Here is a 26,376-nt window from a genome sequence, read left to right as displayed (position 1 = left end):
AATGCTTGAGGCCGGCGGAGTTCTGTCGGACGGGCAAGCGCGCACTATTCGACGGCCGTGCTCACCGGCGTGCCATGCGACTCTGAGACGTCGCCGGCGGAGCGTTCATCAGCTGGACACTCAACACAATCACCGCGTTAGCTACTTGGTCACAGCTACGCAATATTTTCGATCTTGAGTTGCGCCGCCTTCCGCAGGTCGCAACTGCTACTACTCGCTCAGACAATCCAAAGCTGTACCCCAAGGAGAAGCAATGACCGCCGAGATCACCATGGCCGGCGCAGCACCGGAGTCGTCTCCGAAAACTCCTCATAGGTCGAGCGAGCGGCGCCCCGGTCACCTCTTATGGTGGGGAATCGGACTCGTCGCCACCGCGAGCGCCGTCGGAGCGATCTTGGCCTTGAGCTCAGGCATGCCGTTCTTTCAGCCCTTGGATGACGTGTGGCGTCGAGCGGTGGGTGAAAGCCCCGATAGCGGGCTGCATGAGACGATCGTGCCGCTGTTTCTTGAGCAGCTCGGGGCGCTTTGGGGCGGCCTGATCTTCCTAGTCATGCTCCCGATTGGTGGTGTCATAGCTCTGGTCAGCGGTGACACGACACTGTTTATGACAATCGCCAGCGGTCTTCCAGCGCACTGGGGAGCGCTGCTGATTGTCGCCATCATGTTTGCAGTCCCCCTGTTCATCGGCCGCTGGCGATCGACACTCTTCCTGCTTAGCTCGATTGTGATGGCCGGCGTGCTTCCACAGATCCTGAAGAATGTCGCAGACCGTCCCCGTCCAACCGAGGATCTAGCAGCCGGACTCTTCGGCCCGCTCGGTCAGATCGACCATGGCTCGTTTCCTTCTGGCCATGCGGCGATGGCCGGCGCAATAGCCGTCATGATCGTCGCGCTTGTTTCCTCCGCTCACCGCCTCGCTGGCAGGATCGGGACCATCATTGCGGTCATGCTCGTCCTTGGAATGATGTGGCAGCGAACACTGGTGAACGCTCACTGGCTATCCGACACCTTCTTTGGATCGCTTCTCGGCATCGGTGGCGGGCTTTTCGTGTGGTGGCTGTTCTGGCCTTTGCTTCAGCGCGACAAGATCCGGCCGATAGGGTTTCTCCGCTCACCGACGTTGGGACTTCAGCAGCCCCGTTGACGTTCTTGTAGATCGTGTTCCACGTCGTGAACCGACAAGTCGCCTCCTCCTCGAGTGTGAACCGCGTCTAGCTGCAACAAGTCATGAGGTTAGTGAACCTCGGCTGAGCAACGAGTAGGGCCAGCGACAACCCCTTCGGCAAAGCCAAGGTTAAGCAGTAGCCGGCTGCGTGGTGGAATACGCGCATTGTTTACGTTATCCCCGGCTCCTGCGAAAAATGTCAGCTCCCGTCACGACGGATGCAATTGCTCCAATGACCGTGAATGCGAATTTCAGCCGCCCAAAGTAACCGCCGAGCTAGCCGCGAGCCCTGCGACTCCCGTGGAGAACACAATGCACCGCGCTGGCGGGTTGGGGTGCTCGGTCGCGACGGCCAGGGCTGATCACCGCTCCATGACTTCACCACAGACGCCCGCTCGAGAACCTAGCGGAATAATCTTCCAGTTCTCAATGGCCAGCGGAACGTTTGTTCCATTTGGCACGCGGGACACCGCGTGGTAACCATCGATTCGTAGCTTGGCAAGCATGAAGAGCACGATCGAGCAGGCCGCGACCACCGGGGCCGTCGGCCGTGCCGCCGTCTCCATCGACGTTCTCGAAGTGCTTCGAGCGGCGCTGCCGAACCTCTCGGCCCGTAGCCGCCAGAGTGCGCAGTTCGTTCTTGAGTACCCCGATCGCGTCGTCGGGATGTCCGCCGCCCGCCTGGCCGCCGAGACCGGCACTTCGGTCGGCACTGTGGTGCGTCTCTGCCACCAGATCGGGCTGCCAGGCATCCAGGCGCTCAAGCTGCGCCTCGCCGCCCAACTCGGTCACGGCCGCGTTGCCGACCTATTGACGGACGACCGTGTGGGAACGGTGATCCTCGCGCACATCCTCGAGGACATCCGTCGCACCGCTCTCGCCGTCGACCATGCTGCGATCGAACGCGTCGCCGCTTCGCTGCGCGACGCAGATCGCGTATTGATCGTCTCCAGCGGAACGTCGCAGCCGCTGGCGATCGATTTCGGCAACTGGCTGAGTTCGGCAGGCCGCGCCGTCTCCTACCCGACCGATGGTCGGACGCAGGAGGCCGTCGCCCAGCAGCTCAGGGCGGGCGACTTCTGCTTCGCGATCAGCCACTCAGGGAGCACTGCCGCCACGATGCGTCCGGTGCAGATCGCCGCAGATCGGGGCGCGTTGACCGCCGCCCTGACGAGCTACTCCGGTGCGCCGCTCGCGCGCCTCGTGGACACGGTCGTCACCGCCGGCGCCGCGGGTGACGGCATCCGCGGCGAGGACATGGCCAGCCGCATGGTCCACCACGCAGTGCTGCAGGTGATCACTTCTCTTGTTTCCCCTTCGTCCACCATCCACCAGGTTCCACTTCAACCAAGGAGCAACTGATGTACAAACGAATTCTGCCAACCGCTGCCGCCCTCCTGCTCGCCACGGTGGCGCTCACCGGCTGCGGCGCAAGCGCCGCAGGTAACGACACGGCTGCGGCCGCGGGCGCGATGCCCGACAAGATCGTCATCTCCGCGATCCCGACCGAGGATCAGACGGCCCTCGATATTGAGAGCTCGGTGACGTTCAAGGTGCTTGAGCGCGAGTTGGGAATCCCGATCGAGTTCCACGAGGCCACCAGCTATGCCGCGACCATCGAGGCGCAGCGTGCCGACAAGGTCCAGATCGCAACGTACGGCGCCTTCTCGTACGTCCTCGCCGCGGACAGCGGAGTGGATCTCGACATCATCGGAACGCTGATCTCTGCCCCGGAGGCTGAACTCGGCTACTACTCGGTCGCCAGCGTGGCCGCCGGCTCCGACATCACATCGCTCGAGGATGTCGCCGGCAAGACCGTCTGCTTCGTCGATCCTGCATCCACCTCCGGCTATCTGTTCCCATCCGCCGGCCTGCTCGACGTCGGCATCGACCCCGAGACCGACATCACCCCCGTGTTCGCCGGCGGCCACGATGCTTCGGTGCTCGCCCTGGCCGATGGGCAGTGCGAGGTGGCGTTCAGCACGGAGGGAATGGCCACCAAGCAACTGATTGAGTCCGGGCAGATCGCTCAGGGGCAGCTCACTCAGATCTGGAAGTCAGAGCTGATCACCCCTACGCCCGTCACGGTCAGCAAGAGTCTGCCCGCGGCCCTGCGTGAGCAGATCAAGACGATCTACCTCGAGCAGCTCAACGTCGACGCGCTGAAGGCCAGCGGCGACTGCGACGAGACCGCGGAGGACGGCTTCTGCGGCATCGGCGGCTGGGGCTATGTCGCCATCGACGATGCGGCCTACGACGGCGTGCGCAAGGTGTGCGAGGTCACGAAGTCCGACGCCTGCGAGATTACCAACCTGTAAGCAGCGAACGATCACCCAGCCGAGCAGCACCAGAGGAGAACAGACATGACGCATACGCCTGGCGAGACCGCCATTCGGCTCCGCAACGTGACGAAGCAGTTCAATCAGGACGTCCGCGGCCTCGATGATGTCTCTTTCGAAGTGCCCAAGGGGCAGCGACTGGTGCTGCTCGGCAAATCCGGTTCGGGCAAGTCGACGATGCTGCGAAGCATGAACCGGCTTCAGCAGCCGACTACCGGGATCGTCGAGATCTACGGGCGCGACATCAACGCCGCCAGTCGGCGCGACCTGCGTCGCACCCGCAGGGAGATCGGCTTCATCTTTCAGAACTTCCATCTCGTCGGCAGCATCTCCGCCCTCGAGAACGTCTGCACCGGGTTCCTCGGTGGGCTCGTCGGGCCCCGTTCCGGGCTCTGGATGTATCCGAAGTCGGATCGGCGCACTGCCCTCGAACTCCTGGATCGCGTTGGCCTCGCCGATCGCGCATTCCAGCGCACCGACACTCTCTCTGGCGGGCAGCAGCAGCGCGTCGCGATCGCCCGCGCGCTGGCGCAGAGCCCCTTGATCCTCCTTGCCGACGAACCCGTGGCATCTCTCGACCCCGATTCGAGTGCGGCGGTTCTCGACCTGCTCACCCGCATCAGCGACGAGGATCAGCTGACTGTGGTCTGCAGCCTGCACCAGGTCGAATACGCGCTCGCATTCGGCGAGCGGATCATCGGCCTGAAAGACGGTCGGGTCGTGTTCGACAAGAACACTGACGGGTTGAGCCGCGAAGAGGCGATGACGATCTATCGCGAGCCGATGAGCGCCACAGGTCTTCCCACCACGGCGCAGATCACGCAAGTGGCACAGCCCAATGCGGCAGCAGCGATCTGAACATGAGCACACTCCTTGAGCGCACCCCGGTCGGTTCGACCGGGGTGCAGCCTTCAATGCCCAAGAAGCCGCCGATGTCGTGGAGCAAGCGCGGCCTCATCGTCGTGATGCTCGGCGTGCTCGGCTTGGGAATCTGGTCGACCGTCGAGCTGCGTATCAACATCGCCACCTTCATCGACGGTTGGGACAACGCCGTCGACTTCCTCAGCCGCACAGTGCCGCTGAAGTTTCCCGAGCCGACGCGGATCGTGGAGATGATCGGCCAGACGATTGCGATCGTCGTGCTCGCCACCGTTCTCGGGCTCGTGCTCAGCCTGCCGATCGCCTTCCTCGCTGCGAAGAACACCACCGTCAACCCGACGGTACGCGCCATCGCTCGTTCGCTGATCGTGCTCGAGCGCGCCGTGCCCGACTTCATCATCGCCATCTTCTTCGTGCGAGTGTTCGGCCTCGGAGCTCTCCCCGGCGTCCTTGCCCTCGGCATCGGGTCGATCGGTTTCATGGCGAAGCTCTTCGCGGATGCCATCGAAGAGGTCGACCCCGGACCCCGCGAGGCGCTGCGCGCCGCCGGCGCCGGGATCTTCCAGCAGATCGTTGGCGGGGTGTTGCCGGGGCTTCGCCCCACGCTCGTCGCCACGACGCTGCACGCCTTCGACATCAACCTGCGCGGCTCGGTGATCCTCGGCTTCGTCGGCGTCGCCGGCATCGGGATGTACATCTCGGCAGCCCTCGACACGATGAACTACCGGCTCGGCCTCGGGCTGACACTGATCCTTCTGGTCCTGTGTCTGCTCGCCGAACTCGTCTCCGGCCTCGTGCGCAAGGCCCAACTCGGACACCAGTCATCGTCGTCGCCGAAGTCGCGGCGCTGGCTCGCCGTCTTCCTGCCGCATCTGCCGGAGAAGGGCTGGGCGAAAGGCAGGTCAACGCCTGCCGAGCGCCGCGCGGCGACGGCGGGGCGCATCTCGCCGCCCTGGAATCGCCAGCGCATCAATCGCACCCTGTGGACAGCACTCACCGTGCTGCTCGTCCTCGGCTCGGCGATGGCATCCGGCATCACGCTCGATCAGCTCACCGGCGGCCTCGCCAAGGCGCTCGCAACCATGGGGCTGTACTTCCCGCCGTCCGACGGAGGCATTCCCCTCAAGCTCCTGAACTCCATGGTCGAAACCGTGCAGATGGGGTTGGCCGGCACCGTCATCGGCCTCATCGTCGCGATCCCATTCGGTCTGCTCTCCGCACGCACGATCGCGCCGAATGACACGGTGGCAGCGATATTCCGTGGCATCGTCGTCACCATCCGCGCTATTCCCGGCATCATCGTCGGCATCTTCTTCGTGGTGATCACCGGTCTCGGTGCCACCGCCGGCGCCCTCGCGCTCGCAGTGGGAGCTATCGGGTTCTTCAGCAAGGTGATCGCCGATTCGCTTGAGGAGGTCGACGTACGTGTGGCGCACGCCATCCGCTCTTCTGGTGCCAGCAGCTCTCAGACCTTTTTCGCCGCCACACTGCGCCAGGTCGCACCGGCGTTGTCGGCCCACACGCTGCACCAGCTGGACTCCAACCTGCGAGCCGCAACCACCCTCGGTGTGATCGGTGCCGGCGGAATCGGCTTCTACATGATGAACGCCTCCCGCGTACTCGACTACGGCGTCGTCACCACCTGCCTCCTTCTTGTCGTGATCACCGTGCTGCTCTCCGAAGCACTCGCGGTGTGGGCGCGGCGCGAAATCCACTAACCCTGATCCACACTCCTCGCGGAGAAGAAAGGTCGAAATGACAGACACACTCACGAGGTCGGAGATTGTCTCCGAGCTCAACATGGCGAATGCCGCCGAGGTGATCGCACTCTCTCACCTCTGTCTCGAAGACGATTCCGACGTCGTGGTCACCCGCCCCCCGGTCGTCGGCACTGTCGTCACGCAGGTGCGTGAGCCGATCGCCGAGGAGCGCTTCATCCTCGGTGACGTGATGGTCACGCAGTCCGAGGTGCGCCGTCGCGGCGTCGATGGCTGGACGATGCGGATGGGTTCTGACCGGCTCGCCGCGCTCGCCGCCGCGATCTGCGCGACCGAGTTCCACGCAGACGGCCCGCGCCGAGAAGAAGTCGTCGCGCTGTGCGAGAACACCAGGGCTCGCCGCGTCGCCGCCCGCGCCGTCGAGTGGGAGCGACTTTCCCCATCCATCGTCGAGTTCGAGGAGATCCCGTGACCACCATCGACACCTCTCTCGCCCCGGTTGTTGCAGACGGATGGCAGCAGCTGCGAGAGCTCACCCCCACGGCTTCACAGCAGGTGTTCCGCAGTATCATGAACGCCTTCGCCCGTCCAGGGACGGTGCATCGGCTTCCGGCTGGTGAGCTGCCGACTGGCGTCTCGGCCGCGATCCTGCCGATGCTCGCCCTCGCCGACATCATGACCCCGGTGAGCGCGCTGCGCGCGACCGAGGCAGGTTCGGGCACGCAGTCCGAACGCGGCTTTGTGCCCGACGCGGCAACGGATGCTGTGGCCGCGATCGCTCGCATCGTCGGTGCCCCGGTGACCGCGGCATCCACCGCCCGTTATGCACTTGCACTCACCGAATCCACCGAGATGAACGTGCTGTCCCCCGGCACGCACTGGTCGCCGGAGACGGCGGCCACGCTCGTGCAGCGCGTCGCCGCAATCCACACAGACGCGATCCGCACCGACGATGTCACCTCTGGCTGGCGCCTCACCGGCCCCGGCATTCCCCCGCACTCCCCCGTCGAGATCGCCGTTGCCGGGCTCAGCACGCAGTTTGTCGCCGTGCGCGCCGCGCTCATCTCTGACTACCCGGCTGGCATCGACAGCATCCTCGTCACCGACGACGGAACGCTCATCGCCCTGCCGCGCACCACTCGAATCGAGGAGATCTGATGTACGCAGGAACGAACAAGGGTGGCACTGAGGCGATCATCGCCGCCGAGCGTCTCGTGCTCGAGCGTCGCGCGCAGCTCGACTCCGGGCTGACCGCAGAGTCCGTCATCGCGAGCTTCCCGATGGCGATTGACCGCATCATGGGCGAAGGCGGGCTCTGGGACCCGTCCACCGCGGCCGCGGCCTTCCTGCAGGCCAGTGGCGACATTTCCGAGGCCGTGCACCTGATCCGCGCACACCGCTCGACGCTCCCGCGCCTCGCGCACAGCGACCCGCTGCGGCCGCGCGAGATGAAGCTCCTCCGCCGCGTCGTCTCGACGCAGCGCCAGCCAGACGGCCCGATATTGCTCGGGGAGACGGTCGACTACACCGCCCGCATCCTGCACGACGGCCCCGAACTGCCGTTGCCGATCGTCGAACCGCTCGACGACACGCCGCTGGAGCATCCGGCTGATGAACCGTTCCGGCGCTTCCGCGACTACCTCTTCGACATGGGTGTGCTGGTGGACCGCACGCTCGAATCCGACGAGGAGCCGTTCGACATCCAGATGGTCGCCGCCCGTCTGCCCGCGAAGCGGTCCGCAGTACTGTCAGCCTCCGCGCAGGCTGACAGCGGTGCGCTGATCAACATCTGGTACCAGTCGGTGCTCGGCCCTGACGACTACGCCGCTGAGCACGTGACGCTCGGCGAGGTGCGTCACGGCCGGCTGCCGTTGCGGGTCGCCGATCCGCACACCGGCGAGCTGGTGCAGATCGGCGAGCTGCGGGTCTCCGAGTGCGAGGCGGTCTCGCATCTCGGTTCGATTCGCGGTGAGGACCCGACCACCTACGACATCGGTTACGCGATGGCATTCGGGCACAACGAGCGCAAGGTCATCGCCGCCGCGAGCCTCGACGTCTCCATCGTGCGCTACTCGGGCATGGAGGCCGGCCGGCGCCTCGAGCAGGTCATGCTCTTCACCACCGATGGCCTTGCCGCGAGCGGATTCCTCGAACACCTGAAGCTGCCGCACTACGTCACCTTCCAGTCGATGCTGGATGCCTCGATCGCTGCTCGCGACGAACAGGGCGCTGCCCTCGAACGACTCCTCGCCTCGAACGGCGACGACCACGCATCCGATTGCGACTGCGAGAACCACCAGGAAGGAAACAGCTGATGACCATGCTGACCGAATCACGGGCAGGCGACGTGGAGGACTCGGGTGTCGCGGCATCCGCTGCCATGCTGACCGCGCTGCTGCCACCTGACCCGCATGCAGGACGCCCCATCGTGATGGACGAGCAGGCCAAGCGCGAGTCGCGCCGTGCTGTCATCGCGGGCATCTGTGTGCCCGGGTACATCGTTCCATTCGGCTCACGCGAGATGCCGGTCGCCCGCGGCTGGGGCTCTGGTGGACTGCAGGTCACGCTCGCCATCGGCGGCAGTGACGACAATGTCAAGGTCATCGACCAGGGCGATGAGGAAGGCGTCAACGCGGTGAACCTGCGCCGCCTGATCGTCGGCACGCTCGGCAGCGGGTCGACCGCGGACACCGACGAATCCACCATCGTGCAGTCCAGGCACCGCGTCCCAGAGGAACACATGGGCGCGCACCAGACGCTGGTGCTGCAGGTGCCCCAGTCAGAGCCGCTGCGCGCCGTTGAGAAGTCCGTCTTCGAATGCAAGCGTCGTCACGCTGAAGCGGACTACGCCAAGATGTGGGTCGCGCTCTACGAGCAGCTTGCGCTGACCGGTGTGATGGGTGCCGGGGCTGGTCACCCGGTGCTCGTGCATCACCGGCACCTGATGTCGCCGAGCCCGATCCCGCGCTGGGATATTCCGCGACTGCACCAGAGCGATCATCTGACACTCCTCAGCCACGGCCGTGACAAGAAGATCTACGCTGTGCCGCCGTACACCGACGTCGAGCCGCTGAGCTTCGACGATGTCCCGTTCGAAGTGGAGCACACCGAAGGAGTGCGCTGCGCGAAATGCGGCACGGAGGAATCGTTCATGGTCGAGACGAAGACCAACGAGTTCATCTGCTCCGACGTGCAGTTCTGCCTCAAGGTGCGTGCGGGGGTCGCCGATCTCGACGCCCACGAGCGGATCATCCCCCGTCAGTACTACCCCGATCCCGCGCTGCGCGTGCGTGCCAGGGCGAGCGTCGAGGTCGGCATGCCGAGCGCTCCCGCGAAGGGCCAGTCGGCCCCTGGGGAGGAATGGTCACTGAAGGTGGAGCGCCTCGGGAAGGTGTTCGCCGGCAGCCGCGCGTCCAGCGAGGTCATCGCTGCGGCTGACGTCTCCTTCGACGTCGCCCCCGGCGAGGCGCTCGGAGTGATCGGCGAATCCGGTTCAGGCAAGTCGACGGTGATGAAGTGCATCATCGGCGACGAGGCGGACGCCACCGGATCGGTGCGTATCGGAGCAGTGGGCGATGGGAAGATCAACCTCCTCGACCTCGACAGCTCTGCGCGCCGCCGACTGCGCACCAACACACTCAGCGTCGTCTACCAAGACCCCGCCATGGGGCTCGACCTGAACATCTCGGCGGGCGGCAACATCGCCGACGCCCTGATCGCGGCCGGGTGGCGCTCGTACCACGCGATCCGGGCCAGGGCCGCCGAGCTGCTCACCCGGGTCGACGTTCCGCTGGAGCGCATGGATGACGTGGTCGGCCAGTTCTCCGGCGGCATGCGCCAGCGTGTGCAGATCGCCAAAGCGCTGGCCACCGACCCGCAGGTGCTGCTGCTCGACGAGCCGACCACGGGACTGGACGCCTCGGTCGCCGCCGGAGTCCTCGATCTGCTGCGCGAACTGCTGAACGAGCGCGAGCTCGCCGTGGTCGTCGTCAGCCACGACTTCTCGGTGATTAAAGCGCTCACCGACCGGGCCGTCGTGATGCGTCAGGGGCACGTGATCGAGCAGGGCCTCACCGACCAGCTCCTCGCCGACCCGCACCACCCATACACCCAGCAGCTCGTCGCTGCCGCGCAGAGTTGAGAGGAATCATGAACACGAGCATCCAGAGGCCCATCCTTTCGGTTCGAGAGCTGACCAAGTCGTTCACCCTGCACGCGATCGACCGCACGGTCGCCTCGCTGCGATCGGTGTCGTTCGACCTCATGCCCGGCGAGCACCTCGCGCTTGCCGGGGCCAGCGGTGCGGGCAAGTCCAGCCTGCTGCGCTGCATCTACCGCAACTACCTTCCCGACTCTGGCACCGTTGTGCTGCACGACGGTGAGCAAGACTTCGAGCTCACGTCGCTCGATGACCGCGCGATGGCGCGGATCCGGGGTCGTGACTTCGGTTACGTGTCGCAATTCCTGAATGCCCCGCCACGGCAAGGGCCGCTCAAGCTCGTCGCGGCGGCTGCCCGTCGGCGCGGTCTGGATGATGCGGATGCCAGGGATGCCGCGGTCGGCTCACTGCGCAAGCTCGGGATCGAGGAGCGATTGTGGGATGTCGACTGTAGCGTGCTCTCCGGTGGTGAACGTCAACGGGTGAACCTGGCAGCGGGCACCGTCAGCCCGCCGCGCCTACTGCTGCTCGACGAGCCGGTGTCCGCACTCGACCCGGCCAACCGCGTGCTCGCTCTCGAGGTGATCGAGGAACTCCGGCACCGGGATGTCAGCGTGCTGGCGGTGTACCACGACATGAACATCATTCGCCGGGTAGCCAACAGAGTGATCTACATGGAGGACGGCGCGATCACCGCGGACGGCGAAGTCGACGAGGTCTTGGATGCCGGGCACCGCGTACTCGAGGAGGTCTACGCATGAGCGGCGTCATCGCTGAGGCGCGGCTCGAGCCGACGGAGCACGCAACCGGAAATGCGCGCTGGGCGCTGGGCGCAAACCCGGCGAGCTACGTCCTCGGTGATGTCCGCGTCGTGCTGCCGAATAGGGTCACCGCCTCGGCGAGCGTCGTGGTCGAGGGCGGTCGCATCGTTGAGGTCGTCGAGGGCGGCGCGCTGCGGGCGGATGTCGCGGGCTCAGGGCTGCTGCTGATGCCCGGGCTCATCGACGTGCACAGCGACGCCCTCGAAAAGGAGCGGGTGCCGCGTCCGGCGGCGCCGCTGCCTCTGGACTTCGCGATGCGCTCATTCGATGCGAAGGTGGCGGCGGCTGGCATCACGACGGTGTTCCACGGTGCGGGCTTCCACAACAAGGTCGCCGACGGCGTGACGCGCACCCCGGTAACGGCGCTCGAAGTGTGCGAGGCGATCGACGCCTACCACAGCGACCGCGTCGACCACCGTGTGCTGCACCGCTTCGACGTGCGTGCGGCCGAGGGAGCAAAGCTGCTGCGCGCTCGCCTGGACGCACTGCCGGCAGATGCTGAACCGATCCTTCTCTCGCACGAGGATCACACACCCGGCCAGGGGCAGTACGCCGACGTCGAGCACTTCATCGAGATGCTCGTCGCCGGCGGCGAAGACCGCGACGTCGTGAGGGAGAAGGTGGCACAGCGCATCGCTGACGCCGAGCTCACCGATCCGATCCGCGACGAGAATCTGGCATGGGCCGGCAACCAGGCACGCCTTGGACGCGTCCGACTCGTCGGGCATGATTCCGACTCAGCCGCGGAGATCGATGCGCTCGTCGAGCGCGGGGGGTCGGTCGCCGAGTTCCCCACCACCATGGAGGCCGCACGGCGTGCGCGGGATTGGGGATTGGTCACGGTCGCGGGCGCCCCCAATGTGCTGCGAGGCAGCTCGCACTCTGGCAACGTCTCGGCGGCCGAACTCATCGCCGAGGGACTGGTCGACGCATTGGCGTCCGACTATCTGCCGAGCAGCCTACTCACCAGCGCGATGCTGATCGCCCGAGATGGTCTGCTCGATCTTCCTGCAGCTGTCGCGTTGGTCACCTCGGGGGCCGCGAGAGCGGCTGGGCTATCAGACAGGGGCGCGATCACAGCGGGTGCGAGGGCTGACTTCGTGCTGGTCAATGATCGTGGGCCATGGCCGACCGTCGTGACGACATTCTCCGCACCGAGAGGCATCGAATGCTGACCCCGGTGATGGGCGCCGAGGTGCACCTCCCGAATGGCGTGGATCAGATCCTGGTCGACACCTGTCGAGCGGCGGCTCGTGCCGCCGCCGGCGCATGGACGAGCTTGAGTCGCGAGGAGCGGGCGCGCGAGGTGCGGATGGGCGCAGACGGCACCCCGACGATGATGATCGATCAGCTCGTCGAGGATGCCATCCGCGCGGAGACCGATCGGCACCGCGTGAACCTGCTCAGTGAAGAGGTCGGGTTCATCGACCACGGCAGCGCGCGCACGCTCGTGGTCGATCCCCTGGACGGCTCAGCGAACGCCGCCGCCGGTGTTCCGCTGTCGTGTTTCTCGGCGGCCATTGTCGAGGACGGCGTTCCGGTAGAGGCGCTGAGCTTCTGGTTGGAGGGTGGCGCGGTGACGTGGGCCCGACGGGGAGAGGAGCCGGACTTCCGCACCTCACGCCGCACGACGTTGAACGGGTCTGCGCTGTCGATGCTGCGCCCGAAGCTCGGTCCGCTCGGTGACAGCACGTCCGCCTGGCTCGACCTGTGCGAGGGTGCAGGTCGCATCCGCGTGTTGTCGTCGAGCTGCTTGGAGGCGATGCTTGTCGCCGACGGGTCGATCGACGCCTTCGCGGATCCCGGTTCGGACACGCATCGCATCGTCGACCTGGTCGCGGCGATGGTGCTCGTCCCCGCCGCCGGCGGATGGGTGCAAGACGCGTTCGGCCGCGAGCTGGAGATTTCAACCGATCTGACACTGCGCTACTCGGGCGTGGTGGCAGCATCCCGTGAGCTGGCGGACGAGATCAGCGAGGTGATCGCTGCCTGGACCTCGATCCCCGTCATCAATCCCACCATGATTCCGATCGCCAACAACGAAGGGCTCTCATGAAACGTCGTCTCCTCCTCATCGGTCTCGACGGGCTGCGCGTAGACCGCGCGTTCGGCACGGGCCTCGCCCCCACCCTCGATGCGCTGGCCGCACGCGGCAGCATGCAGGCGGCGAGCGTTGAGGGGCCCACGATCTCGGGCCCCAGCTGGGCCAGCATCCTCACCGGTGCCACCCACGAGCAGCATGGCGTGTTCGACAACTCGTTCCACGAACACCGAATCGAGCCGGATGGTGATCTGCTCAGTCGCGCGTGGCGAGCGGATGCCGCCACGAAGACCCTGTCCGTCACGAGCTGGCAGGGACTGGCGCACCCGGAGGGCCCTGGCCCGATCATCGCGAACCGGCCGGAACAGATCGCCTCCGGCATCCACCGGGTGATCCTCATCGAACCGGATGCCCCACGCGACGGCGCACTCGACGCGGAGGCATGCGAGCGCGCCATCACCGAACTCGACACGGACGTGCCCGACGTAGCCTTCGTGTACTTCGTGGACTGCGATGACGCGGGTCACACACACGGCGGTCTGCACCCCGAATACGATGAGGCGGTACGCGCGACCGATGCGAATGTCGCGCGAGTGCTCGACGTGATCCAGCGCCGTGCCTCTGAGTCAGGCGAAGAATGGATCGTGGCGCTCACGACCGACCACGGACACACAGACGCCGGCGGCCACGGTGGGGACTCGGAAGTGGAGCGGCGCACGTTCCTGCTGGTGGACGCGATCGGCACCGACGCGGTCGAAGTGCCTGCCGGCATCCGTCCTGTGGAGTTCTCGCCGTTCCTCTTGGCACTCCGCTGACCCACGCAACCTCGGGCAACGAGTGACTCAGCCGGGCGAGACCCGCCGAGCGGTTCGCCCTAGGGTGTCGTTCGTCGAGACGCAGCTCGTGTAACGACGGCCAGCAGGAACCCACAAACGACGCTCCCGGCTGACCAGAACTGCACTGTTCCGTCAATCACCCAAATGACAACTACGAGCGCTAGGGCGAGGAAAGCCAAGGCGAAAAATATCCAGGACAGGAGCTTCAAGATCCACCGCCTACTTGTTGTGCCACTGAAAGCTTGTCACTCGTGTTTCTTGCCGCCGAGACCCGGCACCGACGTGACCTGTTTCATCCATGCCGCGATCTGGGTTTCGTCGAGGTCGTCCAGGGATTTGAGCTCCACGCCCCGGGTCGACTTGCCCATGCCCACCGGCGTCATCGGCGGAACCGGGTCGAGCGATGCACCATTGACGAACATGAGCTTCACGTGACTGGCGAAGCCTCCGCAACTGAAGCACCACCCGTCGCCGACGCCGTAGTACGCCATGCCCCACTTCACGGAGCGCTGGAGGCCGGGCAGCGTCTTGGCCGCGAGCGCGTCGACCGCCTCGGCGATACCGCGCTGCGGCTGCGGCAGGCTGGCGATGTAGGCGAAGACGGGCTGGTCGCCGACCGCTGCTTTCGCGGGACTTGCCCGGCCGGTCATGGCTTCCGGCAGCGTCCAGGCGGCATCGTCTTGTGCCGCGGCATCCGTCGCCGGTTTCTTGGCCTCGTTCTCGCCGCTCTCCCTGCTGTCCACGGTGGGATAGTACTCCCGCCACGTCGCGAGCAGGGGTGGATGTCGAGGCACTAGACAGGCGACGCTGAGGACTGGTGGCCACTGACTGGTGGCGTTCATAACTCAGGCTATTGTCCCGGAGCCATTTCGACTGCCCTCTAATTCCGCGGAAGTATCGCGCGCGACGTCGCCGCCAGTGCTAAACAGCCGGAGTTATGGATACGGCGCGGCCATGCCTCGACACGGCTCGGAAGACTGCGGTCTCGCCAGCGCCGCCGCATCCGCGTAGCTTGGACGCACACCGCAACAGTGCGAACGAGGAGGTTCCCATGGCCGAGCTCTCACCCATCCAGCCGTGTCTGTGGTTTGACGATCAGGCCCGCGAGGCGATGGAATACTACGTCGGCGTCTTTCCGAACTCCCAAATCCTTTCGATCGACGAATATCCCGACGAGTCGCTCGACGAGCATTTCGTCGGCATGACCGGCAAGGTGCTGAACGGCCAGTTCCGTCTGAACGGCGTGGACTTCGTCTGCCTCGACGGAGGGCCGGCCTTCACCTTCAGCGAATCCGTCTCATTCGTCGTGTCCTGCAAGGACCAGGAAGAAATCGACCACTACTGGTCGCGGCTCTCGCACGTGCCCAAGTCGGAGCAGTGCGGGTGGTGCAAAGACCGGTTCGGGCTCAGCTGGCAGATCATCCCCGCGAACATGGGCGAGTTGATCCGCCGCCCGGAGCAGATCCAGGTGATGATGCAGCAGAAGAAGATCGTGATCGCCGAGCTCGAGAACGCTTGATCGGCGTCGCAGACGTTTGCAGCATCGGGGGCACGATGACTGCTCACCCGAGCCCGCGGGCTGCTCTTCCGCCAAACCGTGAACGACGGAGCGCTCATCCGCTCAGGCGACGTGGACGCGCAGCTGGATAACGTCCTCAGCCGTTCGCCCCGCGGCTCGTGCCGCGGACACGGTGCCTGCGCTGCGGGGCGCTCCTCGCCGAGGTGCCCGCCGCAGAGGTCGCGGCCCAGCTTGAGCCAGAACACTTCGCACCTATCGCTCGTTTTCGCGGTGTACCGGTTGTGATCGGGTGTACTGGTGCGGCGCGCAGCCAACGACTTGAGGCGCTCGTGAGTGGGGCCACCAGACACTAGCCAGGGGCGAGGGCTCCCGCGTTGAGAGCGCCACCACCACCGGAACTAGTCAAAACGCCCCAGAAACTAAAAATCGCCCCTGATTCTCATCAGGAGCGATTTCTTGTGGGCAGTTTGAACCAAGCGGTTCGCTGACGCCGACCCTATCCGGTCGGTTCTGGTCGATTTTCAGTCGCTGCGACGGCGGCCGGCGTCGTAGTCCGGCGCCGGGCGAACCCGAGTCGAAAACTGATCACCAGTATCCACAGCAGGACCAGCAGGAACGGCCAGAGGAAGCCATCCTCGCCAACAGAAAGCCCGGTTGCGGCGAGCACGACAATGCTCGTGGCGCCGATTGCGATGCCGACCCAACTCAGCACCCGTCCGAGCGTTCGGGTCACCAGCGCTGCGGCAGAAGCGAAGAGCGCAAACACTCCAAATGGCAAAAGTTGTACCAGGTGTCCGGATCCATCAACGTCTGTCAGGGCCCGGGCCAACTCCGGTGAGATATCGTCCCGAAGGACGAACACGGTAATCACCAGTGTCACAGATGTGAGATTCACAAAGATCGCGGCGATCCCTCCGATGAGCGCCGTAGTCGCGAACCACCCGGAGTCCCGCAGGCGCGAACACAGGTATCCAACGAAGATGATTAAGGCCAGCTGCGCGAGGATCAACACAGCAAACGCTACGTTGGTCCACGGGTTCTCGACAATCCTCTGCTGCTCATCCAGAATCCGCTGTCCGGGTGATCCCGCACCGGTGGAACCCTCACCCACTATCGCGCTGCCAATGAGAGCCAGCAGCACGTACGCCGCTCCGCTGAACGCTCCAACCCTATCCATGGCGTTCACGCGTCGCCGTCCCCCTGTTAGCCCTCGCTCGGCTCCACTAACGACCCCAACTCCATCCATAACAGCCACGGTGTGATCCGGGCGTTTGGTCGTAACTTTGCTCATGATGGCTCCTTCCGATGCACAGCACGTTACTGGCGTTGGGGATCCCAGCGGCATCGTGCTAGCCCGAGAGTCGTTGGAGGAATTCCGCAATTCATCTGAGGCAGATCCCCCGGACAGCCGCATGCGGTCGGGTTTATCATGGAGGTGCAATGGCCATGCGTGCGCGGTCCGACGAAACGCCCGGTCTCCCCGCGTGCGGGGGTGCGAGCGCTGCCGCTGTCGTGCGCCGCACTGGGGCGTGGGCGATCGTCGGGGCGAGCACCGTCTGCTGGGTGATCGTCATGGTGGTCGGCCTTCCGAGGTATCCGCTCTATCTGCTGCCGTGGATGCTCGTGTACGGGGCAGCGGTGGCCGTGGCCTTGGTAATCCTGATACGGGTGCCGTGGCATCCGCTCGCTCTCTGGCTAGCTGTCGGATCACTGATTGCTGCGCAGGATGTTGTCCTCCCCGTGCTCGAAGTAGAACTCGCCTCCGCCGCACCCGCGACCTCGATCGCACTGTCGAACCTCGTACTGCAATGGATTTCGCTGCTGCCCGCCATCGGCATCGCCCACGTGCTTGGACTGTTCCCGGATGGTGAAGTGCATCGTCGCTCCGAACGAGCGACGCTGCGACTGACCTGGCTGATCCTGGTGATTCCGGTTGCGCTCCTTGCCTGCAGCCCGACCGTGGTTACCCCGTTGACCGTCGAGGGCAACGCGCCGATCGCGAACCCGTTCAAGATCCCTTTCGTGAACCTTGACGTGGGGGTGGTGACCGCGTTGCTTGACGTCTCGGCGCTGGCGGTCGTGCTCGCGGGCGCCGTGCTGCTCGTAGTGCGGTACCGATCTGCGGACGCACGGACGCGCCGGGCGATGCGGTGGCTACTCGCGCCGGTCGCGCTTCTGCCGATTCCGGTCGTGGCACAAATCCTGCTCATCGGCGACGCCGACGTCATCATCTCGCTGTGTTGGGCGGCTGTCATCGTATGCTTCATGGTCGCGCCCGCCGTCGGTATTCTGCAGCCGTCAGGCTTGAATGCCGACCGGGTCGTCCGCCGCTCGATCGTGTACGGCTTGTTGTGGACATCGATCACCCTCGTCTACGTAATCGTCGCGGCGACCGTGGGCGCTGCTGCGGGAACGTTGCTGCCGGTTGGCTGGGCTGTCGTTATTGGACTGATTGTGGCCGTCGTCTTCCAGCCGGTGCGCACCCGGCTCGAAGGGCTTGCCGACCGCTGGGTGTTCGGGTCGAAGACGGACGCCGCCCAGCTGGTCGTGGGTCTCGGCGAATCACTGGCCGGCACCTATGACCTCGAGACTCTGCTGCCGCGAATGCGCGCGACGCTTGAGGACGGCATGGGCCTTCGCTGGGTTCGCATCCGGCTCCTGCCAGGAGTGGGTGAGATCGAGCCGCCGAACGCCGACCAACAGTCGGTGCTGACCTTGCCGATCGAGGTCGATGGGGAGCGGATCGGTCTCATCGAGTGCGGTCCCAAACTGTCGGGGCACCTCAGCTCGGCGGATGCGGCCATTCTCGAAACGTTCGCACGACAGGCGGGGATGGCCGTGCGCAACGTGCGCCTGAAGGAGGACCTCGAGGATCAAACCGCCCTGCTGCGAAGCTCACGCGCGCGAATCGTGCATGCGCAGCAGCAGGAACGCCGTCGCATCGAGCGCAACATCCATGACGGCGTGCAGCAGGACCTCACGTCCCTCATCGGGCTGGCCGGACATGCGCGCTTGGAGTTCGAGCACGACCCCGCCGCAGTCGGGGATGACATCGAGGTGATGCAGGAGGGTCTGCGCCGTGTGCTCGCAGACCTTCGCGACTTCGCGCAGGGCATCCATCCGTCGGTGCTCAGCGACCGGGGCCTGCTAGTAGCGATCGAGACACTCTCGGGTCGGCATCCTGTTCCCGTGTCCATCCGAGCGGATGCCTCGCTGCGCGCGCTGCGCCTACCCGACGAGCTGGAGGGTGCCGCGTACTTCACGATCGCCGAGGCGTTCGCCAACACCCTCAAGCACGGCCGGGCCGACCGACTCGACGTCGAACTGAGCGAGAACGGTGACCGTCTCATCGTGCGTGTGAGTGACGACGGCACAGGATTCGACGCCGCTCGGGCACGGGGCTCGGGCTTGGCGAACCTCCGCGACCGGGTCGCCGCGGTCGGCGGTGCGCTCCAGATCGACACCTCGCCCGGTGCAGGGACGACCGTTATCGCCGAGTTCCCGCTTCCCGGCGAAAGGCGCGGTCAATGACCGGGCGGTTGCGCGTTGTCGTCGCCGACGATCACTACCTGGTGCGGGAGGGCGTGCGGCGCGCGCTCGTGAGCGACGGTTCGATCGATGTCATCGCCGTGGTCGGTGACGCTGCGGAACTTGAGCTTGTGGTCGACCGGGAACGACCGGATGTGGTGGTGACCGACATCCGGATGCCGCCCGGTCATAGCACGGAGGGTATCGAGGCCGCTCATCGCATCCGTGAGAGCCATCACGGCGTCGGCATCGTCGTGCTGTCGCAGTACAACGATTCCACCTACGCGCTGGACCTGCTCCGCAATGGCACAGCCGGGATGGCCTACTTGCTCAAGGAGCGCATCGGCGATCCGCGTGCGCTCCTTGAAGCGGTCAAGGAGGTCGCATCGGGAGGGTCGCGCATCGATCCCGACGTCGTGGCATCCCTCGTCCATGCCGGGCGATCGTCGTCGCGACTGGCTAACCTCACCGAGCGGGAGCGGGACGTGCTGGCCCTCATGGCGCAAGGTCGCACCAACGCGGCGGTGGCCCAGGACCTGCACCTGTCCGAGTCTTCGATCGAGAAGTACGCCTCGTCGGTATTCGCCAAGCTCGGCCTGTCCGACGAGCGACACGTCCACAAGCGGGTCGCGGCCGTGCTGGCCTATTTGCAGGACCAGCAGAGCGCGCAGCCGTTGGACGGGTGAAGAGAACCGGGACTTCAGTGCCACAAGCCGTCAGCATCGCTCAGGGGCCGAGACGTGCACCGGAAGCCCGATGCGACGAACCATTCAGTCAGTTAGCCCAGCGAGCGCCCATCTTGAACAGGCACGATGTCGAGGTGCCGCAAGTCATCGTCGAGGTCGACTCTTCGCTTCGGTCCCTGCTGCCCAGGCGAGACCGCGGGGACCACGTCGTACGTGACGCTGCTCCCACAGAGACGGTGGCGCACGTCCTCCAGATCGTGGGCGTGCCGGTGACCGAAGTCGGGACCGCATCAGTGGACGGCCACCGGATCGGCCACGAGGCACTTCGTACGACGCACATCGGATCCTCGTCGACGCTCAACGTCGAAGCTCGGGAACGACCGCAGCCAAACTCCGGTCGCTTCCTGCTCGACGTGCACCTGGGCACGCTGGCGCGACGGATGCGGCTACTCGGCCTCGATGTGGCCTACGAACCTCAGAACGACGACTCCACCCTTGCCGTCCGTTCCGCCGCCGAGCAGCGTGAGTTGCTCACCCGAGACCGCGGACTGCTCTTCCGCAGAATCGTGCACGACGGTGCGCTCATCCGCTCAGGCGATGTGGATGCGCAGCTAGATGACGTCCTCAGTCGCTTCGCCCCGCGACTCGCGCCGTGGACGCGGTGCCTGCGCTGCGGGGCGCTCCTCGCTGAGGTGCCCGCCGCAGAGGTCGCGGCCCAGCTTGAGCCAGGGACCCTCCGCACCTATCGCTCGTTTTCACGGTGCACCAGTTGTGGGCGGGTGTACTGGCGCGGCGCGCACAGCCAACGACTTGAGGCGCTCGTGAGTCGGGCCACCAGACACGAGCCAGGGACGAGTTTCTCGCGGTAGCCACCAACATCGACGCATCGCGAGCCGCACGCATTTCCCCTAAACACCGAACGGCGCGTTCCTGGTGCAGCCGGTCCTTGCCGGACACGGGCCGACGTTGCTTGCCGGTCTGCATGAGCGCATCCAGCTCGAACTCGTGGACCGCCATGAGTTCCGGTCGGGGGCAGTCGCCCTGCGATACCGGCCCACGCAAGTGGCAGCTTGACGTGATTGTCCTGGCACGTTGGCTTGCTCAGTTGAGTAGCGAAACCGCCCGAGCAATGACTAGGGCGAGGAGGACGAATCCTCCGGCGGCTTCCAGGCCCATCATGACTTTTGCCCTGCCCGAGAGCGGCATGGTGTCAGTCGGGCTGAAGGCCATGGAATTAGACAAAGAGAAGTACAGGTAGTCGACGAACGACGCCACCCACCCTGTCCGCTGGGAGGACCGCGCCGCCACCTCGTCGATTGCATCGTGGTCTTCGTCCTGGGGGAACCGAAAGTCTGCCACCGGCATGTCTTTGCGGTCCGCGTGCCGGCGTGAAACCGGTCCGCCGCGATCCAGCTCCCAGAAGACCAAGGCGAACGAAATGATGTTCGTGACCCAGATCTGCAGGGCGGCAAGCAGGATGGTGGGTCCGTCGCCATTGCCGGAAGTGGTGAGCAGAATAATCAGCTGCACCAGAGCCACCCCGTTCGCCGCGACAAGAAGCAGCGCCTGCCCAGTGGCGAGGTTCTTTGACCACCGGGTTTCCTTCTTGAGCCGGTGGGGGTTCAGAAGCAGGAGCGGGATCAGCATAGCGAGGCCGACGAAGACCACCACGTACCGCAGTGCCGGAACGAAAGCACTGGGCAACGTGGCGTACAGACCAAGGGCGATCAACAGCCCGATGACCGCCGGCCAGCGGTGCTCCGCGCGCACTTCTGTATCGGAGCGCACTTCTGTTTCGGTCTGAGGCATTGCCTGAGTCTATTGGTCCCCAAGCAGCCGCTCCCGCCATGGCTCGAGCGACTGGCGCCCTGACAATTCAGCCGTATACAACGGAGCCGCTCGGCGACCCGGACCGCTCGAATAGAGGAAGATTGACGTCGTGAAGATTCTCTCGATTCAGTCCGCCGTCGCATATGGTCACGTTGGCAACTCGGCGGCGGTGTTCCCCCTCCAGCGCATCGGTGTCGAGGTGCTGCCGGTCAACACGGTGAACTTCTCCAATCACACGGGGTATGGCGCGTGGCGCGGATCCCTCATCGCCCCCGAGGATGTGCACGATGTGATCCTCGGTATCGAGGAACGTGGCGTGCTCCCCCAGATCGACGTGGTGCTTTCGGGATACCAGGGCGGCACCGGAATCGGCGACGTCATCGTGGATGCGGTGCGCAGGGTGAAAGCGGCGAACCCCTCGGCCATCTACGCGTGTGACCCCGTAATGGGCAACGCAAAGTCCGGGTGCTTTGTGGCGCCCGAGATCCCCGACCTGCTGCGGGATCGCGTGGTCCCCGTGGCCGACATCATCACTCCGAACCAATTCGAGCTGGGGTTCCTCACCGGAACCGAGCCGACAACGGTGGCCTCAACACTCGACTCCGTCGACCTCGCCCGGGCGATGGGACCGAGCACCGTTCTCGTGACGAGCGTGGAGCGCCCCGACCGCGAGCCCGGCACCATCGAGATGCTCGCAGTGGATGCTGCGGGCGCGTGGATCGTGCAGACTCCCCATCTGCCTTTCAAAGCGAACGGATCGGGTGACGTCACCGCGGCGCTCTTCTCGGCGCACTACCGCGCGACAGGTGACGCCGCTGCAGCGCTGGAACGGACCGCATCCAGCGTGTTCGATCTCATTGAGCTGACGCATCAATCGGGTGAGCGAGAACTGCAGCTCGTGCAGGCTCAGGACTTCTACGCTCATCCGCGGATGCAGTTCACCGCCCAGCGCGTGCGCTGAGAAATCAGATCTCAGCTCGGGTTACGCCTTAGGACTCTGAGGGCACCTTGGGCAGTTCGGCTCCGTAGTTCCAAGACAGGATGGCCGGCTGCTCGCGGTAGTAACTGAGTACGGAGACCGATCCAGCGTCCAACGTGATTTGAGCACCGAATCGAGGGGCCAACCTGAGGTACACGGCTGTCAAAATGCGCAGGAAATGGCCGTGTGCGATCAGGGCGACATCTCCGTGCTCCAACGCGGGCAGCACACGCGTGAGCACTCGCGATGCGCGGGCGGCGACCTCCTCGACTGTCTCACCGGGCGTGTCACCACGAATCACGCCGTGGGTAAATGCGCTCCAGTTGTAGCCGAGCTCGCTGCGGATTTCGCGCGTCGTCCGGCCCTCGTACCCGCCGTAGTCCCACTCAACGAGAAACGGGTCGACCTCGGCATCTAGGCCCGCGAGTTCAGCAGTGTGCCGCGCACGCTGCAGGGGCGAGGTCAGCACGAGCGAGAAATCGTATCCGGCCACGAGCCGGCCCGCGCCGCGGGCAAGGTCCTCTCCCCTGGCCGTGAGCGGGACATCCGTGAGCCCTGTGTGTTTTCCATTCTTCGACCACTCCGTCTCTCCGTGGCGCAAGAGAATCAGCTTCCCTGTCGGGTTGTCCGGAGCGGGATGGTTGGGCAGTGGATCGTTTATGGACATACGGCAACAGTAGTATCGCGCCCCGGATCCCAACCGAGAGATGGGACTGTCCGTTGAGCGTCCGGCATGGGGGCGTGACTTGACGGAGCTGTCACACCCGTGGCTGCCGGGCCGCACTCGGCGTAGCGTGGGCGGAGGTGCCGCGTCCGCGGTTCCTCGTCGAAGGGTGGCCATGAACCTAGGGGCTTGGCACGACAGCACTCGCGGCACTCACAGCGCTCACAGCGCTCACAGCGATCCGAGTCGGCGCAGAGGCTCGATCTCTTCGCCCGCGCTCCGCGAGGCCGGAGGCGATGTGCGGTCTGCCGACGTCCCCTTCATCGGCCCCGTGGCCGCGCCCCGGATGCACGTGATGACGCTCAATGTGCGCCGACGAACGCATTGGCCCACCCGTGCCGCAGACCGATGGAGCGCTCGGCGCCCGCTCCTGCACCGCGTGCTGGAGGCCGAGCGACCGACCATCCTGGGCCTGCAAGAAGTGCTGCCCGCACAGTCGGGCGATATTGACCGGATGCTCGGGCGGCGATACGCGACGGTGGGCAGCGGTCGAGGCGCGAACCACGATGGCGAGCGCTGCGAGATCCGATTCGACATCACACGCTTGCGCCTTCTCGGCTCGCGAACGTGGTGGCTCTCTGATCGCCCCGATGTGCCCGGCTCCCGCTCGTATGGGAACGTGTTGCCCCGGATCGCGGTGCAGGCAGAGCTGGAGGACAACGAGCTGGGCACGCGATTCCACGTCATCGTTACGCACCTCGACCACCTCTCCGCGCGGTCGAGGCTGGCGTCGGCCCGCCAGATCCGCCGGGTCGCGAGCGCCCTCGACGGGCCCAACATCGTCATGGGTGACTTCAATGCCGGACCCTCGTCCGAAGTATCCCGCGAGCTGTGCGCCGATCGCCTTCTCTCCGACACGTGGCTCACAGCCTCCCGGCGGCTGAGCCCGGCGTGGGGCACATACTCGAGTTACGGACCTCCTCGTCAGGGCGGCCGCCGTGTCGACTGGGTGCTCGTGAGCGAAACCGCCCGGGTGGAGGCCGTCGGGGTGAACGCCGTACGGTTCGGTTCCGCGGCTGTCTCCGATCACGAACCGGTGCATGCGCTCATCCGCTGGGAGGTGAACCCGTGAAGTTCACTGCACGCCGTTCGGAGGAAGGAGCCGTGATCGCGACCTTTCTGCGACCACCCGTGCTCCCCGGCGAATACCTCGCGGACGGCGTCCGCATTCTCGTTGCGATGAGCGTCGTCGCGGCCGGATGGGGATGGGGAGCGGTGCAGGTCGCGATCTTCATGCTTGCGCTGCTGGGTGCGTTGGTGCCCCGGGCGCTCGGTGTGCGTTCCGCGGTCGACGTCGCCACCGGGCTCGTTGTGCTTGTCGCAGCGTGGAGCAACGTCTTTGACCTGTACACCGAGGTCTTCGGCTGGGACAAGCTCATCCATTTCCTCCTCATCGGGCTCCTGGCCTCTCTGGCCACGATCACCGCGCAGCGTAGCGGGCTGCTCCCGGCCGGTCCCGGCCATCGCGGCGGGCTGGTCATCGTCACGATCGCATTCGGGGTGGCGGCGGGGGCGCTCTGGGAGGGGCTCGAATGGGCCGGCTACACTCTCGCAATCGCCCCTATTTATGTCGGCTACAGCGACACGATCGGCGACCTCGCCGCCGATGCCAGCGGGGCACTCGCGGCCGGCCTGGCCCTACCGTTCCTTGCCGCGAACGGCGCCGCTCCCCCGGGAGCATCTGCGCTGGCCGATTCCGGCGCGGCCGTTGTCAAACGGCGCGAATTCACGTGACCGTCGGCATCTCGTGGGCCGGCGCCCCCACGTGCGGCCGCCCTCATGTCGATCCCTTTGCGGGCCGGGCCGTGGTGTGAGCCCTTTACCAGGGGACGGTGCCGTTGCGGTCGGTGTATGTCCCGGTGGGTGTTTCGGCGCCGAGGCCTTAATTCAGTCGTTGCCGAATGTCTCCGAAAGCCCTCGGATTCCCTTCAGCCGATGCAGCGTCAGCCGGCACCGGTGAATCCGAGCTGGAATTCCTCAGCGTTCGTTCTCGCCGGAGTTGCCGAGAAGACCGCTGAACAAGTGGCTTCCTTGACCCTCGCGGCTTGCGCGCTCGACTTCCATCGGGTCTGGGTCTGGGGCACCGTCGGGTAGCGGAGCCAGCACCTCCAGCTGTTCGACCGGCGTGCGGGATTCTTTGGCTTCTTTCTTCAGCCGTCGCTTCGCTGCCTTTTCGACGAGGACGGGAACGAAGTCACGGACCCGACCGTCATCCAATTGCCCGTGCTCATCTTGGACGACATCCGCTATGTGTTCGCGTTCTAAGCTCGGAAACCGTTGCGTCAGGCGGTCGATCACCTGGTCGATGGCCTGAGTTTCGTCTAGCTCGCTCATGAGGACATTCTTTAGCGCGAGTGCTCCCGCAGCAACGGTCTGAAGGTGAACTTTCGCTGTGTGTCGGGATCGAGTAGTGGAATCCACTCGATCGCTCCTCCGGATGCGAACTAACGGAAGGGGACAGGGATGCTCGCCGCCCTGGCCCACTCAAAACGCACCTTGTGGCCTCCGCTTTCCTTTCGGACGCCAGCCTCCAGACGAACCACGCGTTGGGCCATGCTGGCCAAATCTGATCCGACGATATCGAACCGGTACTCCCGCAGCAGTTCAGTCACGAGGACGGCCCCGACACCAGGGAAGATCACGAACATCTGGTCCGTGAACAAGAGAGTGTGTTCATAATGCCGGCGAAGGTTCCGACCCAATGCAGGGAAAGCGTAGAGCGACTCAAGCGGTCGCACGGTAACTGTCATAGCGATCATGGGCTCAGAGTCCGCCATCAAGGTAAGCACCAGGTTAACTCCGGATGGGTGTCTACTGAGAATCTAGACGGCTGCACGCTCACCTGCCAGGCACGCCCTCAGTGCTTGACGACTTCGCCCGCGCTATCGCCCGACGCGACCGCTTCACGCCACCGCGTACAGGCCCTCGAGTGCGCTGGTGATCGAGTCGAAGCTGCCAATCGGGTGCGTCTCGTCATTCCTCAATAAGTAGCCTCGAGGGGTGCGTTGGATGACGCCGGCCAGTTCATTGGTGACTTCATGCCGCACCTCCCACAGTGCGGGGCCCGCCACGACAACTGAGAACAGCTCTGCGTAGTTCATCGAAATCCCTCACTTGTTCGATTTCCCCCGCGGATGTCTTCCACAACACAA

Annotated in this window: 27 protein-coding genes and 1 pseudogene; 21 read left to right on the top strand and 7 right to left on the bottom strand. The window is 65.3% G+C overall.

Going from position 1 to position 26,376, the window contains the following annotated elements:
• Positions 1-253 precede the first annotated feature (253 nt).
• The 13 genes from AC25Y4_RS15465 (at position 254) to AC25Y4_RS15405 (ending at position 13,937) form a co-directional block, all read left to right on the top strand.
• A complete protein-coding gene (locus tag AC25Y4_RS15465; protein WP_488121324.1) occupies positions 254-1,144 on the top strand; it encodes a phosphatase PAP2 family protein in 891 nt (296 codons plus the stop codon).
• 525 nt (positions 1,145-1,669) lie between these two features.
• The gene (locus tag AC25Y4_RS15460) at positions 1,670-2,527 is read left to right on the top strand and encodes a MurR/RpiR family transcriptional regulator (RefSeq protein ID WP_488121323.1); all 858 of its coding nucleotides are present in this window, start codon (positions 1,670-1,672) and stop codon (positions 2,525-2,527) included.
• Positions 2,527-3,483 (top strand): phosphate/phosphite/phosphonate ABC transporter substrate-binding protein, encoded by a 957-nt coding sequence (locus tag AC25Y4_RS15455; RefSeq protein ID WP_488121322.1) that lies wholly within the window; start codon positions 2,527-2,529, stop codon positions 3,481-3,483. Before AC25Y4_RS15460 ends, AC25Y4_RS15455 begins: the two co-directional genes overlap by 1 nt.
• A gap of 45 nt (positions 3,484-3,528) precedes the next feature.
• Positions 3,529-4,362: a phosphonate ABC transporter ATP-binding protein gene (gene phnC, locus AC25Y4_RS15450; protein ID WP_488121321.1), complete on the top strand. Its 834-nt coding sequence runs from the start codon at positions 3,529-3,531 to the stop codon at positions 4,360-4,362.
• Between the two features lie 2 nt (positions 4,363-4,364).
• Positions 4,365-6,101, top strand: coding sequence for a phosphonate ABC transporter, permease protein PhnE (gene phnE, locus AC25Y4_RS15445; protein WP_488121320.1), 1,737 nt, complete (start codon positions 4,365-4,367; stop codon positions 6,099-6,101).
• 37 nt (positions 6,102-6,138) lie between these two features.
• Positions 6,139-6,573 carry a phosphonate C-P lyase system protein PhnG gene (locus tag AC25Y4_RS15440; protein WP_488121319.1) on the top strand — a complete coding sequence of 145 codons (435 nt, stop codon included), beginning with the start codon at positions 6,139-6,141 and terminating at the stop codon, positions 6,571-6,573.
• Positions 6,570-7,259: a phosphonate C-P lyase system protein PhnH gene (gene phnH / locus AC25Y4_RS15435; RefSeq protein WP_488121318.1), complete on the top strand. Its 690-nt coding sequence runs from the start codon at positions 6,570-6,572 to the stop codon at positions 7,257-7,259. Before AC25Y4_RS15440 ends, phnH begins: the two co-directional genes overlap by 4 nt.
• Entirely contained in the window at positions 7,259-8,416 is a 1,158-nt protein-coding gene (locus AC25Y4_RS15430) for a carbon-phosphorus lyase complex subunit PhnI (RefSeq protein WP_488121317.1), read from the top strand. The genes phnH and AC25Y4_RS15430 overlap by 1 nt, the downstream gene beginning before the upstream one ends.
• Complete coding sequence (locus AC25Y4_RS15425; RefSeq protein WP_488121316.1) at positions 8,416-10,242, top strand: alpha-D-ribose 1-methylphosphonate 5-phosphate C-P-lyase PhnJ; 1,827 nt, start codon at positions 8,416-8,418, stop codon at positions 10,240-10,242. The genes AC25Y4_RS15430 and AC25Y4_RS15425 overlap by 1 nt, the downstream gene beginning before the upstream one ends.
• Positions 10,243-10,250: 8 nt before the next feature.
• Complete coding sequence (locus AC25Y4_RS15420; RefSeq protein WP_488121315.1) at positions 10,251-11,021, top strand: ATP-binding cassette domain-containing protein; 771 nt, start codon at positions 10,251-10,253, stop codon at positions 11,019-11,021.
• Positions 11,018-12,256: an alpha-D-ribose 1-methylphosphonate 5-triphosphate diphosphatase gene (locus AC25Y4_RS15415; RefSeq protein ID WP_488121314.1), complete on the top strand. Its 1,239-nt coding sequence runs from the start codon at positions 11,018-11,020 to the stop codon at positions 12,254-12,256. The genes AC25Y4_RS15420 and AC25Y4_RS15415 overlap by 4 nt, the downstream gene beginning before the upstream one ends.
• Complete coding sequence (locus AC25Y4_RS15410) at positions 12,205-13,137, top strand: inositol monophosphatase family protein (RefSeq protein WP_488121313.1); 933 nt, start codon at positions 12,205-12,207, stop codon at positions 13,135-13,137. Before AC25Y4_RS15415 ends, AC25Y4_RS15410 begins: the two co-directional genes overlap by 52 nt.
• Entirely contained in the window at positions 13,134-13,937 is an 804-nt protein-coding gene (locus tag AC25Y4_RS15405; protein ID WP_488121312.1) for an alkaline phosphatase family protein, read from the top strand. The genes AC25Y4_RS15410 and AC25Y4_RS15405 overlap by 4 nt, the downstream gene beginning before the upstream one ends.
• A gap of 266 nt (positions 13,938-14,203) precedes the next feature.
• On the opposite strand, the gene AC25Y4_RS15400 is transcribed toward AC25Y4_RS15405, so the two are convergent.
• Positions 14,204-14,701 (bottom strand): DUF1801 domain-containing protein, encoded by a 498-nt coding sequence (locus AC25Y4_RS15400; RefSeq protein WP_488121311.1) that lies wholly within the window; start codon positions 14,699-14,701, stop codon positions 14,204-14,206.
• Between the two features lie 308 nt (positions 14,702-15,009).
• Between AC25Y4_RS15400 and AC25Y4_RS15395 the strand changes: the two genes are divergently transcribed.
• Complete coding sequence (locus AC25Y4_RS15395; RefSeq protein ID WP_488121310.1) at positions 15,010-15,477, top strand: VOC family protein; 468 nt, start codon at positions 15,010-15,012, stop codon at positions 15,475-15,477.
• A 247-nt stretch (positions 15,478-15,724) separates the two neighbouring features.
• Positions 15,725-15,799: pseudogene (locus AC25Y4_RS15390) on the top strand (hypothetical protein); the annotation flags it as partial.
• A 174-nt stretch (positions 15,800-15,973) separates the two neighbouring features.
• On the opposite strand, the gene AC25Y4_RS15385 reads toward AC25Y4_RS15390, so the two are convergent.
• Positions 15,974-16,654: a hypothetical protein gene (locus AC25Y4_RS15385; RefSeq protein ID WP_488121309.1), complete on the bottom strand. Its 681-nt coding sequence runs from the start codon at positions 16,652-16,654 to the stop codon at positions 15,974-15,976.
• A gap of 263 nt (positions 16,655-16,917) precedes the next feature.
• Here AC25Y4_RS15385 and AC25Y4_RS15380 point away from each other — a divergent pair, with 263 nt between their 5' ends.
• From AC25Y4_RS15380 to AC25Y4_RS15370, 3 genes are all read left to right on the top strand, one after another.
• Positions 16,918-19,008: a GAF domain-containing sensor histidine kinase gene (locus tag AC25Y4_RS15380; RefSeq protein ID WP_488121308.1), complete on the top strand. Its 2,091-nt coding sequence runs from the start codon at positions 16,918-16,920 to the stop codon at positions 19,006-19,008.
• On the top strand, positions 19,005-19,691 hold the full coding sequence (locus AC25Y4_RS15375) for a response regulator transcription factor (protein ID WP_488121307.1): 687 nt from the start codon (positions 19,005-19,007) through the stop codon (positions 19,689-19,691). Before AC25Y4_RS15380 ends, AC25Y4_RS15375 begins: the two co-directional genes overlap by 4 nt.
• A 113-nt stretch (positions 19,692-19,804) precedes the next feature.
• The gene (locus AC25Y4_RS15370) at positions 19,805-20,560 is read left to right on the top strand and encodes a Mut7-C RNAse domain-containing protein (protein WP_488121306.1); all 756 of its coding nucleotides are present in this window, start codon (positions 19,805-19,807) and stop codon (positions 20,558-20,560) included.
• Between the two features lie 232 nt (positions 20,561-20,792).
• Here the strand turns inward: AC25Y4_RS15370 and AC25Y4_RS15365 are convergent, their stop codons facing one another.
• Positions 20,793-21,500 (bottom strand): hypothetical protein, encoded by a 708-nt coding sequence (locus AC25Y4_RS15365; RefSeq protein ID WP_488121305.1) that lies wholly within the window; start codon positions 21,498-21,500, stop codon positions 20,793-20,795.
• Positions 21,501-21,630: 130 nt separating this feature from the next.
• Between AC25Y4_RS15365 and pdxY the strand changes: the two genes are divergently transcribed.
• The gene (pdxY, locus tag AC25Y4_RS15360; protein WP_488121304.1) at positions 21,631-22,482 is read left to right on the top strand and encodes a pyridoxal kinase PdxY; all 852 of its coding nucleotides are present in this window, start codon (positions 21,631-21,633) and stop codon (positions 22,480-22,482) included.
• 28 nt (positions 22,483-22,510) lie between these two features.
• Here pdxY and AC25Y4_RS15355 read toward each other — a convergent pair whose 3' ends face one another.
• Complete coding sequence (locus AC25Y4_RS15355; protein WP_488121303.1) at positions 22,511-23,167, bottom strand: histidine phosphatase family protein; 657 nt, start codon at positions 23,165-23,167, stop codon at positions 22,511-22,513.
• A gap of 295 nt (positions 23,168-23,462) precedes the next feature.
• Between AC25Y4_RS15355 and AC25Y4_RS15350 the strand changes: the two genes are divergently transcribed.
• On the top strand, positions 23,463-24,296 hold the full coding sequence (locus AC25Y4_RS15350; protein ID WP_488121302.1) for an endonuclease/exonuclease/phosphatase family protein: 834 nt from the start codon (positions 23,463-23,465) through the stop codon (positions 24,294-24,296).
• Positions 24,297-24,328: 32 nt separating this feature from the next.
• A complete protein-coding gene (locus AC25Y4_RS15345) occupies positions 24,329-24,958 on the top strand; it encodes a DUF2238 domain-containing protein (protein ID WP_488121301.1) in 630 nt (209 codons plus the stop codon).
• Between the two features lie 243 nt (positions 24,959-25,201).
• Here AC25Y4_RS15345 and AC25Y4_RS15340 read toward each other — a convergent pair whose 3' ends face one another.
• The 3 genes from AC25Y4_RS15340 to AC25Y4_RS15330 all read right to left on the bottom strand — a co-directional run bounded on the left by AC25Y4_RS15340 (position 25,202) and on the right by AC25Y4_RS15330 (position 26,325).
• Positions 25,202-25,558 (bottom strand): three-helix bundle dimerization domain-containing protein, encoded by a 357-nt coding sequence (locus AC25Y4_RS15340; RefSeq protein ID WP_488121300.1) that lies wholly within the window; start codon positions 25,556-25,558, stop codon positions 25,202-25,204.
• A 110-nt stretch (positions 25,559-25,668) separates the two neighbouring features.
• Positions 25,669-25,887: a hypothetical protein gene (locus AC25Y4_RS15335; RefSeq protein WP_488121299.1), complete on the bottom strand. Its 219-nt coding sequence runs from the start codon at positions 25,885-25,887 to the stop codon at positions 25,669-25,671.
• Positions 25,888-26,127: 240 nt separating this feature from the next.
• The gene (locus AC25Y4_RS15330; protein WP_488121298.1) at positions 26,128-26,325 is read right to left on the bottom strand and encodes a hypothetical protein; all 198 of its coding nucleotides are present in this window, start codon (positions 26,323-26,325) and stop codon (positions 26,128-26,130) included.
• Positions 26,326-26,376 lie beyond the last annotated feature (51 nt).

This window comes from Leifsonia sp. Y878, assembly GCF_057669685.1.
This window is presented reverse-complemented; position numbering and strand designations above follow the sequence as displayed.